Annotated in this window: 15 protein-coding genes and 1 pseudogene; 12 read left to right on the plus strand and 4 right to left on the minus strand. The window is 68.5% G+C overall.

Annotated elements, in window-relative coordinates; genetic code table 11:
* Window positions 1–183 precede the first annotated feature (183 nt).
* Both NL115_RS16025 and NL115_RS16030 read right to left on the minus strand, forming a co-directional pair.
* Window positions 184–822, minus strand: a complete 639-nt coding sequence (locus NL115_RS16025) for a fibrillarin-like rRNA/tRNA 2'-O-methyltransferase (protein WP_254830331.1) — start codon at window positions 820–822, stop codon at window positions 184–186.
* Complete coding sequence (locus NL115_RS16030) at window positions 819–1,700, minus strand: NOP5/NOP56 family protein (RefSeq protein ID WP_254830332.1); 882 nt, start codon at window positions 1,698–1,700, stop codon at window positions 819–821. Before NL115_RS16030 ends, NL115_RS16025 begins: the two co-directional genes overlap by 4 nt.
* A 241-nt stretch (window positions 1,701–1,941) precedes the next feature.
* Here NL115_RS16030 and NL115_RS16035 point away from each other — a divergent pair, with 241 nt between their 5' ends.
* The 4 genes and pseudogenes from NL115_RS16035 to NL115_RS16045 all read left to right on the plus strand — a co-directional run bounded on the left by NL115_RS16035 (window position 1,942) and on the right by NL115_RS16045 (window position 2,903).
* On the plus strand, window positions 1,942–2,238 hold the full coding sequence (locus NL115_RS16035; RefSeq protein ID WP_254830333.1) for a helix-turn-helix transcriptional regulator: 297 nt from the start codon (window positions 1,942–1,944) through the stop codon (window positions 2,236–2,238).
* 31 nt (window positions 2,239–2,269) lie between these two features.
* Window positions 2,270–2,398, plus strand: a pseudogene (locus NL115_RS20740) (DUF3179 domain-containing protein); the annotation flags it as partial.
* A gap of 59 nt (window positions 2,399–2,457) precedes the next feature.
* Window positions 2,458–2,631, plus strand: coding sequence for a hypothetical protein (locus NL115_RS16040; protein WP_254830334.1), 174 nt, complete (start codon window positions 2,458–2,460; stop codon window positions 2,629–2,631).
* A gap of 92 nt (window positions 2,632–2,723) precedes the next feature.
* Window positions 2,724–2,903, plus strand: coding sequence for a hypothetical protein (locus NL115_RS16045; RefSeq protein WP_254830335.1), 180 nt, complete (start codon window positions 2,724–2,726; stop codon window positions 2,901–2,903).
* On the opposite strand, the gene NL115_RS16050 is transcribed toward NL115_RS16045, so the two are convergent.
* The gene (locus tag NL115_RS16050; RefSeq protein ID WP_254830336.1) at window positions 2,900–3,280 is read right to left on the minus strand and encodes a winged helix-turn-helix transcriptional regulator; all 381 of its coding nucleotides are present in this window, start codon (window positions 3,278–3,280) and stop codon (window positions 2,900–2,902) included. The genes NL115_RS16045 and NL115_RS16050 overlap by 4 nt on opposite strands.
* A gap of 226 nt (window positions 3,281–3,506) precedes the next feature.
* Here NL115_RS16050 and NL115_RS16055 point away from each other — a divergent pair, with 226 nt between their 5' ends.
* From NL115_RS16055 to NL115_RS16070, 4 genes are all read left to right on the plus strand, one after another.
* Window positions 3,507–3,935, plus strand: coding sequence for a hypothetical protein (locus tag NL115_RS16055; protein WP_254830337.1), 429 nt, complete (start codon window positions 3,507–3,509; stop codon window positions 3,933–3,935).
* Window positions 3,936–3,959: 24 nt separating this feature from the next.
* Complete coding sequence (locus NL115_RS16060; RefSeq protein ID WP_254830338.1) at window positions 3,960–4,964, plus strand: sulfite exporter TauE/SafE family protein; 1,005 nt, start codon at window positions 3,960–3,962, stop codon at window positions 4,962–4,964.
* Window positions 4,965–5,087: 123 nt separating this feature from the next.
* Entirely contained in the window at window positions 5,088–6,206 is a 1,119-nt protein-coding gene (locus NL115_RS16065) for a DUF3179 domain-containing protein (RefSeq protein ID WP_254830339.1), read from the plus strand.
* Complete coding sequence (locus tag NL115_RS16070) at window positions 6,199–6,831, plus strand: hypothetical protein (protein ID WP_254830340.1); 633 nt, start codon at window positions 6,199–6,201, stop codon at window positions 6,829–6,831. Before NL115_RS16065 ends, NL115_RS16070 begins: the two co-directional genes overlap by 8 nt.
* Before the next feature lie 184 nt (window positions 6,832–7,015).
* Here NL115_RS16070 and NL115_RS16075 read toward each other — a convergent pair whose 3' ends face one another.
* Window positions 7,016–7,135 carry an NAD(P)H-hydrate epimerase gene (locus NL115_RS16075; protein WP_254830341.1) on the minus strand — a complete coding sequence of 40 codons (120 nt, stop codon included), beginning with the start codon at window positions 7,133–7,135 and terminating at the stop codon, window positions 7,016–7,018.
* Between the two features lie 179 nt (window positions 7,136–7,314).
* Between NL115_RS16075 and NL115_RS16080 the strand changes: the two genes are divergently transcribed.
* The 4 genes from NL115_RS16080 to NL115_RS16095 all read left to right on the plus strand — a co-directional run bounded on the left by NL115_RS16080 (window position 7,315) and on the right by NL115_RS16095 (window position 12,818).
* Window positions 7,315–8,676, plus strand: coding sequence for a dihydrolipoyl dehydrogenase (locus NL115_RS16080; protein WP_254830342.1), 1,362 nt, complete (start codon window positions 7,315–7,317; stop codon window positions 8,674–8,676).
* Between the two features lie 234 nt (window positions 8,677–8,910).
* The gene (locus NL115_RS16085) at window positions 8,911–9,276 is read left to right on the plus strand and encodes a hypothetical protein (protein WP_254830343.1); all 366 of its coding nucleotides are present in this window, start codon (window positions 8,911–8,913) and stop codon (window positions 9,274–9,276) included.
* 213 nt (window positions 9,277–9,489) lie between these two features.
* Window positions 9,490–11,622: a plastocyanin/azurin family copper-binding protein gene (locus NL115_RS16090; RefSeq protein WP_254830344.1), complete on the plus strand. Its 2,133-nt coding sequence runs from the start codon at window positions 9,490–9,492 to the stop codon at window positions 11,620–11,622.
* 311 nt (window positions 11,623–11,933) lie between these two features.
* On the plus strand, window positions 11,934–12,818 hold the full coding sequence (locus tag NL115_RS16095; RefSeq protein ID WP_254830345.1) for a hypothetical protein: 885 nt from the start codon (window positions 11,934–11,936) through the stop codon (window positions 12,816–12,818).
* Window positions 12,819–12,879 lie beyond the last annotated feature (61 nt).

Below are 12,879 nucleotides of genomic sequence, written 5' to 3' on the forward strand. Positions count from 1 at the left end.
GCGCTCCTCAGCCCTCGCACGCGTAGAGGCGGCTGGCCCTCGGCACAGCCGCCAGCGCGCGCCAGCTGGACTGACGGCCGTTCGCCGACTCGGCGTTATAATTCAGCCTGCAGTATTATGGGCGAATTGTGGGAATTGGGGGCCTAACCGAATAATATTGTGTTATTGCGGGCTATTACTCGCCTATTCGTCCAGCCGACGCGCAACGACGGCCAGGTGGTCGTCGTGGGTGGGGTCCAGCCGTTCGGTCTCCAGCACCTCGTACCCCTCGCGGAGGTCCGACAGCACCTGGTCGAACACGTCGTCCGGGTCGGCCACGACGTCCTCGCTCCGGGCCTTCACCGAGAGCAGGAGGCGGCCGTCCTCCCGGAGGAACTGCCGGTTCCGGAGCGCGACCGTTGCCTGCCCGCGCGTCGCCACGTCCTGCACCAGCACGTCGACGGGCTCGACGACGTGGGCGTACGTCTCCGGCTCGCGGGCGTCCTTCAGGAGCGGGAACAGGTTCGGCCGGGGTTCGGCGGCGTCCAGCAGGTCCCGCGCCGGCCGCGGGGCGAACTCGACGGCGTAGGTGGGGCCGGCGAAGTCCGCGACGTGCGAGACGGTCGTCCCCGCGGCGGCGCCGAGATAGAGGACCGTCTCGTCGCCGCCCAGTCCGGTCTCGAGTCCACGGCCGAGCATCGCCCCCAGTTTCGACCGGCCGGTGTCCCACGCGCGCCAGTCGCCGTCCGTCGGCTCGCCGTACACCGGCGGCCCGCGGGTCGCCAGCCGCTCCTCGCCGTCGAAGGGGCGGCGTTCGACACCCGCAGGCAGGTCCGGGGTCACGTGCCATCACCATCGGTCGCCGCCCCGGTCGCCTCGCCCTCCGTCCGCGCCCGGATGGTGGCGATGCGTTCGCGGAGCTGTTCGTCCAGTACCGGCCGGCGTTCGCCGGTGTAGTGGTCGGCACGGGCGGCGATGGTCAGTTTTCCGGCGAGGGCCCGCGCCGCCGACCCGCGGTCGTCGGGGTGGGTGTTCCGGACGGCCTCGTGCGTGTAGATGACACCGTGCTTGGGTGAGGGCGCCCGGCCGCGGAGATGTGCGAACAGCGCCTCCTCCGCGCCGAGTACCTGGAGCGTCCCCGAGGGCTTGCGCGCCAGCGTCTCCAGTCCACCGGCGAGCGCGATGAGCCGCGCGGCGAGCACGGGCCCGGCGAGCGCCGCGAGATTGGGCGCCACCTCCGGCGCGGTCCGCTCGATGCTCGCGCGGAGGTCAGCTGCCTCGTCGTCGAGGTCGCGGACGCGGCGGGCGAGTTCGACCACGCGGCGCTCGTCGGGCTCCGGGTCGCGCTCGGCGAGTTCGCGGGCGAACGTGATGCCCGTCCCCGACTCGTCGGCCACCGTACTCCCCCACTCGGCGACGCGCTCGGCGAGTTCGTTGGCGACGCGTTCGCAGTCGTCCATCGCTCGGACCGCGTGGACCAGTTGTCGGTCTCCAGCGCTCTCGGCCTCGGCGATGGCCGCACGGGTGGCGGCCATCGTCGCGGCGTGGAGCGCGTCGTAGTAGTCAGCCGCGTCGTCGGCGAACGCCGATTGGACCGCGCGTGCCGGCCAGTCGGCCGTGGCCTCGGCGGTGCCATCGCGGATAGCCTCGGTGACTGCTGCCTCGTCGTCGCGGTCGATTCCCTCGAACCAGCCCGCGGCCGAGGGAGCGGTACCGTCCATGGCACGTCGTTGCGCGGTGGGTCACATAGACGTACTGAAGACGGCCCCCGCTATCCGGCCCTCCTTCGTGGCGATTCCAGGCCACTGCAGACACGAGCGACCGGAACTCGTCGTCAGAACGGTCGGTAGCAACGGTGGCGAGTTCGGGACGGCGTTCCGGCCGTATGCCGACCTCGGTATTGCGCGAGCGACGCACGTTCTGTTCCGGATTAAATCCTCCCTCCGCGTCCGTCGGACAACGATGTCCCCAGGGCTCTCCGAACTCCCGGACACAGAGCGGGCAGTGCTCGCCGACCTGGCCCCCAGCGCGAAGCTGGTGGCGCTGGTACTGGCAGAACGCGGCCGGATGACACAGCAGCAACTCGCCGACGAGACGCTGCTCTCCGCCCGGACTACGCGGCACGCGCTCGCCGAGCTCGAGGACGCAGGTATCGTCACCTCGCGAACATCGTTCATGGACGCCCGACAGCGCCTCTACTCGGTCGCCGAGGACGTGGCGACGGACCGGGCCGAGGAGCCGTCGGTCACTCACCGGTGACGGTTTGCAGCCTCGACAACGACGCCGCCGTATGAACGTCAGCCGTGTGGTGCCACGCGACGCCATCCCGAGCGTCGACGGCCCGTCGCTCGGCGAGCGGCACGACGGCGCCGCCGCCGACACCGTCATCGCGGTCGAGGGGGGCGAGCGCCCGCGTGCCTTCCCGGTCCGGCACCTCCCCTACCACGATATCGCCAACGACACCATCGACGACGACCCGTGCCCCACGTTGAATGCGCCGAGGCGGGGGTCGTGGGAGACGGGGCGACCTGGAGCCCTGCGACCGGCCGAGCGGCAGATGGCCACGACCTGGTGCGGCTGGCGACCTGGCGGGTGTTCGCGTTCGACTGGCAGGACGACCACGGCCCGGACGCGTGCTACACCCCGGACTGAGAGCCCGGTTCCGTGGCGGTAACCGGGATACGGCGCGGTCAGCTAATACTTAACAGCAGCTGCGAGCAACCTACCGGTAGAAGGTAATCACGATGGCTACAGCGAACACCTGTCCGGGCGAGGACTGTACGACACTCGGCGTCGACGCGGTCCCGTTCGACGACTTCGACGAGATGGAGAGCGGCGACGGGGACCTCATCGTCTTCGACGTGAACGAGGAGGAAGCCTGGGTCCAGTCGAGCCTGTACGTGTCCCGGGAATCGATGCGCTAGGGGCGAGAGTCGTGCGCACCCTCCGTGAGGTGTTGCTTCCCCCAGCTCTCCATCTCCCGGATGACCGGCTCCAGCGAGTGCCCGCGCTCGGTCAACGAGTACCTTACCCGGAACGGTTTCTCGCTGATGAACTCCCTGTCGACAATCCCGTACGCCTCGAGCGTCTCCAGCAGTACCGCCCCGCCCTCGGTGCTAGCCGCCACCGTCTCGGGGCAGATGTGGTCTCCCGTTACGACGACCTCGATGGAGTCGACGGCAGCCGTCCGCTGGAGCCTCCTGAGTATCGACTCCTGACTGTCTCTCGCATCGGTCGGCGATAACGAACCGACGTACAGTTCGACGTGGGTGCCTTCTTGGGGGATGGGGCGTATCCGCATGCACACACGGATATGTCGGAATATAATAACTATGTGGTAACCGATTGCATATCCGGTTACCGTTCCGTTCGTTCCGGCGAATACCTGCCCCGAGAGCCTGAATCTGGATTCCGACCGAATACAGCGTCGGGTCGGGCTCAGGAGGGAATCCCGATTACCAGTCCGTAACCGGATAACCAGTCAGATAGCAGAGACTTATGGGGGATGGTTACTAGCAGTAACCCGTATGACGACACTGATCGCTGGACTGGCCGGAGGACTCGTGGCGACGATCGTGATGACCATGCTGATGATGGTCATGGGCGATGGGGGGCCACCGCCGACCGCCCGCCTGGTCGCGAAGTTCGCCGGCGGCGAGCCCGAAGAGTACGCGATGCCCGGGATGTTGCTCCACTTCGTGTACGGCATCGGAGCCGGGGCCGTCTTCGCGCTCGGCGTGCCCGCGCTCAATATCATCGACCTGGGTTCGATCGGTCTCGCCGTCGCCGCCGGCTTCGTCTACGGCCTCCTACTGATGATTGGCGGGATGGTCTTCTGGATGCGCATGGTCATCGGGATGGAACCCGACGGGGAGATGATGAAGACCTTCGGGACGGTTCACGTCGTCTACGGCGTGGTCCTGGGCGCATTCGTCGGCACAGGAACCCTGGCCTGAACGGACCACCTGGTCGAATTATCAATGAAACGACGAGTTCTGGGTATCGCGGCCGTGGTAGCCGGTGCCCTCCTCACTGTCGCTGTTCTCGCAGGCGATACCGAGGCGATTTCGCTCTCCGCCCCGGTGCTCTCGAACGCTCCGAGACAGGTGACGCTGCCGGTAATCGGTGCGTTCCCCATGGAGACATATCTCGCGCACTGGTGGGTGTTCCCGGTCTCGGTGCTGTTCGCGACGGTCGCCATCGGCTCCGGTGTCTCGGGCGCGCTGTTCTTCAGCCCGTTCTTCCTGCTGGCGCTCGGCCTCTCGCCCGCCCAGGCCATCGGGGCCGGGCTTCTGACCGAGGTGTTCGGGATGGGAAACGGGCTCCGCTCGTACGTGAAACAGCGTGTCGTGGACCTCCGGACGGCGAAGTGGCTGTTGTCGGGTGCTGTCCCCGCGATCGTTATCGGCGCGTTCGCCGCCCACTTCGTGGATCCGGATCTGCTGAAGCTCGCCTTCGGGGTCGGGCTACTGGGTCTGGGGGGGTTCCTCGTCCACTATGACGCCCCGGAAGACTGCGAACCGGGCGAGTGTGAGGGGGAATTCCTCCGGGAGAAGAACACCGGGCGCGGCTCGACCGTCGTCGAGGCGGCCGACGGCGAGCGCTTCGAGTACGACACCTGCTGGCGGCCGCCGGGTGTGAGCCTCGCCGCCGTCGGCGGGTTCATCACCGGGCTCATCAGTGCCGGGCTGCCCGAGGTCGTCACGACACAGCTCATCGTCCGCTGTCGGGTGCCGCCCCGCGTGGCGGTCGCGACCAGCGTGTTCACGCTAGCCATCGCCGCTGTCGCGGGCGCACTGGTTCACGCCCTCACCGCGACGCCGGTCTGGTGGGTCGTCGCGTGGTCGATTCCCGGGGTGCTGGTCGGGAGTGCCATCGGCTCACGGGTCGGCCGCTACATCCCGAGCGAGTTGATGGAGACCGGCCTCGGTGTGGTGTTCGCCCTCGTCGGCGGCATCGTGCTCGCGCTGGAGTTCGTCGTCTGAGGGCAGGGTCCCACGCGGATTCTGCCCCCTCCCGAGCCACGTCACGGTCCGGGACACGGATTCGATACCGGGTTACAGTGTGGTTAGGGCGTGCTTTTGTCGCTCCGAACCGTCCGGTGTCGCATGGAACGGCCGGTCACACGGAGGACCGTCCTCGGGTCCCTCGGCGCTACGGTGCTGGCCGGGTGTACGGATTCGGGGACGGGCGGCAGGGACCCGGTCGACGGAGGGTCGGCTGGGCGCTCCCGGGGCAGCGCGGTAACGGACGGGGCCGGCCCGCCGACGACGGCCGAGCGACTCCCGCTCCCGATGGACCCGTCCTCGGTCCGGTCAGAGGCGGTCTCCGGAGGGCCGCCCAAAGACGGCATCCCGTCCATCGACGACCCGAAGTTCGTCTCCGCGGACGATGCCCCCTGGCTCGACCAGGGGGACCCGGTGTTCGGACTCGCCACGGACGGTGGGGCGAAGGCGTACCCGCAGTCGATTCTCGTCCGCCACGAGGTCTGCAACGATGTCGTCGATGGGCAGCCGGTGAGCGTCACCTACTGCCCGCTGACCGGCACGGCGATGGGATTCGAACGTGGGGAGACGACGTTCGGGGTGTCCGGGCGGCTGGTGAACAACAACCTCATCATGTACGATCGGGGGACCGAGACGTGGTGGCCACAGGTGCTCGCCACCGCGATTCCCGGGCCGTGGAACGACTCCCCCGCGATGCGGTCACTCCGGGAGTTCCGCCTCGTCTGGACGACCTGGAAGCGGTGGTCGAACCGGCATCCGGGAACCGAGGTCCTCTCGCGGGACACCGGGTTCGCGAAGAACTACAACCAGGACCCGTACGGCTCGTACAATCCGCGACAGGGGTACTACTCGCCCGGGAGTCCTCCGATGTTCACCTCCTTCTCGGACGACGACCGGCTCACCCCGAAGACCGTGGTCCTCGGTACCCGCACGCCGGACGGGGCGGCCGCCTTCGAGAAGGACGCGCTGCGGGAACGCGGACTCGTCGACGGCGAACTGGGCGAGATGGCCGTCCTCGCGGTGCACGAGCCCGACCTCGACACGGGGTACGTCTACCGGAACCCGGAGGGTCGTCGTTTCGACTACCGCGATGGACAGGTCATCGACGATTCCGGGACTGCTCATCCGCCCGAGGAACTCCCGCTGGACCGAACACTGGCGTTCGACGCGATGTGGTTCGCGTGGAGCGGCTTCTACCCCGAGACGACGCTGTATGTCTGACCCGACATCCCCATCGACCCGTTCGCGGGCGGACGACTCGGAGACAACCACGGATGACTCCGGGGCCGTCGCCGGCACGGTCGCCGCGCTGCGAGCGGCCGCGCGACGACGTGACTCGACAGCTGTGTTCATCGCCGGACTGGCGGGCTACCTCGTGCTGTATCTGGCCACGGTTGGCGACCTTTCGGTCATCGGTGGGGGTGGTGGTCCGGTCACGGTCCGACTGGCGGAGGACCTCTCGCGTGCGTTCGCCAGCACCGGCTTCTTCAGGTTCGGCGCGGTGGCCGTAGTCTCGGCCGGTCCGGTTACCTACCTCCTGTCGCCGCTCAACCTGCTCCTGGCGCTGTTCCTCGCCGGACTCGTGGGAGCGAATGTCGCGCTCACCTACCTCGGGCTGGTCCAGCCCCGGGCCTGTGGGCTCGAATCATCGACAGGCATCCTCGCAGGCGTGCCGGCCCTGCTGTCCGGCGCGGCCTGCTGTGGCCCGACGGTTCTCCTCGTGATCGGGGTCCAGGCCAGCGCGACCCTCGTCACGGGGTTCCAGCTGCTCGTCCCGGTCGCCGTCGTGATGCTGGTGGGGAGTCTGCTCCTCGTCGGCCGCCAGGTCGAACCGGCCCTTCTCTGACCAGCGCTCCCCGACGGATGTCGTTCGCCGGGGCGTGCCACACGGCCGGTCTACGCCCGCTCGACCGGCACTGTGGCGGCGTCACCGAAGGGACGGGCGTAGTCGAGGCCGGCCTCGTGGAACCCAGCGTCTGGGATTCCGAGGTCCACGCAGCACGCCCCACAGCTTGCAGCCCGGGGGTCGGTCAGGCAAGGGTGACGACCCGGCCAGCGTCGACAGCGACGACGGGCTGTTCGCCTGTCGTGGCGTCGAGTCCCGACGGCACGTCGAGCGGGCCGACGGCGACGCGGTCGACAGCCGCCATCTCGTCGGTCGTTACGGCTGGTACGGGGTCCGGGCGTCCGGAACGTCTCGTCCATACCGTTGGTACAGCAGCGGACTGCTGACCGGTACGGGCCGAACCGGGGACTGACCACCCAGTAACCGGCCAACTCCGGGGTTACTATTGCTTATTTCCTTCCGGCGCCAGACGTTGCGGCCGTCATGGCCGACTTCGAGATGCTCGTCATCGGTGGCGGTACCGGCAACAACGTCGCGGCGGCAGCAGCGGACGCGGGACTGGAGACGGCACTCGTCGAGCCCGACAAGCTCGGCGGCACCTGTCTCAACCGCGGCTGCAACCCGTCGAAGATGCTCATCCAGGCCGCGAACGCGGCGAACGCGGTCCGGGACGCCGAGAAGTTCCACGTCGACACGACGCTCGACGGCGTAGACCACGGCACCATCACCGGCGAGATGGACGACCTGCTGTCGGGCATCGCCGCCGACATGGAGGCCCGCTACCGCGAGAAGGAGCACCTCACCCTGTTCGACGAGTACACGGAGTTCGCCGACGAGCGGACCGTCGAACTGGGCGGCGAGGAGGTCACGGCCGACCGGGTCGTCGTCGCGACCGGGAGCCGCCCCATCGTCCCGCCCATCGGCGGCCTCACCGACACGGACTACCTGACGAGTCAGGAGGCACTCTACCTGGACGAGGCCCCCGACAGCCTCGTCATCCTCGGCGGCGGCTACATCGCGGTCGAACTGGGCTACGCACTCGACGCGCTCGGGACGGACGTGACCATCGTGGAGATGATGGACTCGCTGGTCCCCCGCGAGGACGGCGCGGTCGCCGAGGCGTTCACCGACATCGCCGCCGAGCGCCACGACGTGTACACGGGCCACCGCGTGACCGCGGTCGAGGGCGGCTCGACGAAGACGGTCCACGCCGAGACCGAAGCCGGCGACGAGATTGCCGTCGAGGGAGACGAGGTGCTGGTCGCGCTCGGTCGGCGCCCGAACAGCGACCAGCTCGACCTCGAAGCGGCGGGTATCGAAACCGACGACAACGGGTTCATCGTGACCGACGACTACCTGGGAACGACGGCCGAGAACGTCTGGGCACAGGGTGACGTGGCGGACAACGCGATGTTCAAGCACTCCGGCGACTACGAGACCGACCACGTCGTCGCCAACGCGGTCCATGGCCAGCAGCGGGCGCTGGACCTGTCGGCGATGCCCCACGTCATCTTCACGGAGCCGCAGATCGGCGGCGTCGGCGCCACCGAGGAGGAACTGGCAGAGGCCGGCACCGAGTACGTCGTCGGCCGGGCGGCGTACGCGGATTCGGCGATGGGTCGGGCGAAGAAGCTGGAGGACGGCTTCGCGAAGGTGCTGGCGGCGCCCGACGGCGAACTGCTGGGCTGTCACGTCATCGGCTACGAGGCCTCGACGCTGCTGCACGAGGCCGTCGTGGCGATGCGGAACGGCGTCACCGTCCCCAAACTGGCCGACACCATCCACGCCCACCCGACGCTGAACAAGGTGATGGTGGCTGCCTTCCGGGACGCGTCCGCCGAGTAACGAATACTGGCTTGTCCGTTCTATTCAACTTACAGACGCCTCGTGGTGCGAACGTAATCGCGGGATTCCAGGGATAGTGAGGTGGGTATTGAATAGCTTGATATCGTCTTGCCGAGTCGAAACGGATTCGATGGCGACATCTCCCCGTGAGGGCCTCGCCGTCGCTTCCGGACGTGTGTGTCACCGGCACATGCACGGGGCGATTACTTGTGGTAACTCCTCGAACCGTGGGGTATGTCACAGCGAAACGAGACAAGCGGCGGAGCGGACGACTGCACCACGACGGAATCGTTCGACGACCACGGAATCGATGATGGTGCGGACCTGATTACCGCGACCTACTACCGGCTGGCATCGACGGATATCGGGTTCGAGCCCACCGAGACGTTCTTCGATCGCCTGGAATCTGCGTTCGTCTGGACGTACCTCGGCACCGTCGACGCGACGGGGGTCCCCGACCACGTGTTGGCGGCGGTCGAGGACGCACGGGCGCTCACACGCGAGGAGTTCGCCGACCAACCCGACGCCGACCTCCGGACCGACGTGATTCCGGCGTTCTACCGGCGTGTTGCCGGCTTCCACTGCGTCTACCGGGACTGAGGCCTCCCGAGCCCCCCTCGCGTATCCACCGCCAGCAGGACCTCCTTATTCTTCCCTATTGACATTTCGAGGAACCGCGGCGATTGATGAGTGACTCCGTCCCCGGTCCCACTATCATCCAAATACCCGCGCCGGCTGTGCGAACGGGTATCATGACCGGGCGAGCACACGAGCGCCGCACCCTCAATGCGGGGGCCGGGAAACCCGCAGCCGATGACAGACAGACGCGCACGACGACGCGACCTCCTCCGCTGGGGAGGTCTCGCGACCGCTGCCGCCCTTGCGGGCTGTTCGGGGTCACAGAACACCGGTGACGGGGACGACCCGACGGACACGGCGACGGGAACTCCGTCGCCCGCGGCGAGCAGCGGTGGTCCGCCCGGCGCGGACGTACTGGGTTCGGAAGGGAGTCTCCAGTCCAGTGCGACCGTCCGGGCCGGCGTCCTCGATAGCGACCAGGGAGCCGGGAAGTTCGTCTTCACGCCCGCAGTCGTCTTCGTCGAGCAGGGCGCCACGGTGACGTGGGAGATGGAGGGCGCATCCCACTCCGTGACCGCGTACGCCGACGGGAACGACCGGTCACACCGCATCCCCGACGGCGCCGACGCCTGGGACTCCGGACTGAAGGAGGGTGGCACCACCTGGGAGCGGACCTTCGAGACGACGGGCGTCCACAACTACTTCTGCAAACCGCACGAGGGACTCGGGATGGTCGGCATCGTCGTGGTCGGCGAGGTCGCCGACGGCCCGGGGACGACCCAGCCCTCGGAGCTGTCGGGGAAGGCGGCCACCCACCTCTCGATGCAGCTCGAGAACGCCGGCATCGGCGGTGGCAACGGCGGCGATGGCGGTGGCCAGCAGTACGGCTGGCAGCAGGCGACCACCGACTCGTACTGGTACTCGCTGTACAACATGTCGACCAACATCGCCATGAGCGGGAACGGGGTGCGGTTCCCCCACAACGAGCAGCAGCGCGAGGCGCTCAACAAGCGCCTGCCCGCCATCCTCCAGGCCGCGGGTGCCGACAAGCCGCCGGTCAAGAACCCCTGGCTGAACATGGCGCCGTTCACGGAGGGCTCCCCGAAGTTCACCCAGAAGCCGGTGCTCTCCGGCGACGACGGCCGGCCGGACGCTTCGACGCTGCGCTGGGACAAGGCCGAATCCTCGAAGACGGTCTCCCCGTCCTCGGTCGGGTGGACCCACCTGAAGGGGATTACGTGGGCCAAGAACTTCGAGGAGCACAGGGACATCCTGCCCGGTTCGATGAAGCCGCTCGTGCGGGCACAGGTGCTGACCACGCTCGCCCAGATCGGGACGAACGCGACCCTCATCGCTGGCGGCCCGGCGGGCAACGGGGCGCTCACGAAGGGCGACTCGCTCGAGCTCGTCTCCGGCTTCGAGCCCGGGTCCGGCGAGGTGACCGACGACACCACCCGCATCAAGCACCACACGTCGATGCTGTGGTTCCTCGCGGACCTGCACAGCCTCGCGGCCAACGAGTGGTTCGGCTACGTCAACCCGGAGCCGCTCGTCCCGCTGCAGGGCATCCGCAAGTTGATGAACGGGATGTTCAAGACGACGAGCCAGGCGTTCGACCCGGAGACGGCCGCCCAGGCCGGCAGCCCGCGTGACCTGGGGCTGCTGCTGGGCGGGGTCGGCTGGTTCGGCTCGCAGGCCGAGGGCGAGATGGCGTCGAACGCCGCCACCTATGCCAACGGCATCGCCGCCCAACTGGAGGGCAGTATCGAAGCCAGCGGCCAGGTCAGCGCCGAGATCGACAACCAGGCTGCCGCACAGGGCGCGGTCGGCCAGGGGCTCGCCTGGGCCTCGCAGCTCGACGGCGTCGACCACCTCGGCACCGCGCGGGACACGCTGGGGTACATGCGCGACGAACTGTTCGACGCCGACAGCGGGCTCTACCGGGCCGGCGCCGGCTCCACCCAGACCTACACCGCCCGTGACGTGGGCGACATCACGGGCGGCGTCAACGCCGCGAACGCGGTGCTCGGGCTCGGCAGCGTGAAGGAGCAGTACGCGCAGTTCTTCGACCAGTGTGTCAACCGCGGCCGCCTCCAGCGCGCCGAGCGGCCGCCGTCCCGCAATCAGGACGCCGAGTACACCCTGCCGCTCCCGCCGACGGCCGGCGGCGAGTTCGGGCAGGCCGCCGTCTACAACGGCGAGGTCGAGTACGACGCCGATACCGACTCGTGGTCGGTCACCGACGAACGGTTCTACACCGCGGAGGCGCTCTACCTCGCCAACCAGGAAATCTGGTTGTCGAACTGGGGCGGCGACTTCTACGGTGGGAGTGGCGTCCCCGGGCAGACCGACGAGCCGCCGAACTGATACGGGCGCCCCCGGGCACACGGCCGCGGTGCAGCCAAGGCCGTGGAACCCGTCCGGACCGTGGTTGCTCCGGCCCACCGTCGAGTCCCCGGTCCCGTCGCCGGACGCTCCCCGTCGCGGGCCTCGAACGCGTGGCTGGGGTCCGCGAATGCCCGGGGTGGCATCCCGCGGGCGGACATCGGTGACCCGCACCTCCCCCGCCACGTGGCAGCGGCCGATGAACGCGCCCGTGTATGCATCCCCCCTGCACGAGAGCGGTTACTTATAGTAATCCTCGTGCCTCCTCACGGGCAGGTGAGTACCGACGACTGATGGACGCGGATACGCTACACGAGCGCACACTCCGGCCCCGGACGCTGGGTCGGAACCTCCGGGACGCGCTCGCGGACCTGTTCTCCCAGGAGTTCTCCTTCTCGACGGGACATCTGACGGCGCTGCTGGGCGGCTGTCTGTTCGCCCCGTCGCTGTTGACCTTCTGGTTCATCAACGGGCTGCTGGACTTCTCGACCGCGGTCGCGCTGGGGACGGTCGCGTCGGCGGCGGGCCTGCAGGTCCGGCTGCTGGCCTACCTGCTGCTCGTCCCGACTTTCCTCCTGCTGCGTATCGGGGTCCACCTCGCGCACCCGGGCCACCGGAAGCAGGTGCTGGCCGGCTCCTGCCCCCGGACGGACGTACTGAGCCTGGACTGGTTCAGCGTCGGCATCCTCGCGACCGGGCTGCCGCTGTCACTGCAGTCGCTCGGCCCCTGGGTCGTCATGAACGCGGTGTTGCTGGTCGGCGTGTTGCTCGTCCCCCAGGTCACCAGCGGCCGGGTGGCCGTCGGGAGCAAGGTCGTCGCCATCGTCGTCGCCCCGGCGCTGTTCTTCTACGCCAGGTACGGAGCGATGGTGTCGGTGCTCCCGGAGCCGGCAGCCTTCCTCGGGCCGGTCGCCACGACCACGCTCTCGGACGGCACGACGGCACAGCTGATGGAACTGGCGAACAGCCTGCTCGTCGGGCCGCTCCTGGTCGCGGGCTTCGCCCTGCTGATGAACTACCTCCTCACCCATCCGGAGGTCCGTGACATCCCCGTGGTCCAGCACAGCCTGCCGAATCGGGACCCCATCCGGGTCGTGGGCCTGAGCGCCGCGCTGGGGACGGTCTTCTACCTCCTCGTGGTCGCGGGTGCGTCCGGCGGGCTCGTCGTCGTGCCCTGAGTACGGGACCGGAGTCGAGAAAGAGCGCCTGGGTGCTCTCCGCCGCTACGGGAAACTATCG

The organism is Haloglomus salinum, assembly GCF_024298825.1.
GTDB classification, from domain to species: domain Archaea; phylum Halobacteriota; class Halobacteria; order Halobacteriales; family Haloarculaceae; genus Haloglomus; species Haloglomus salinum.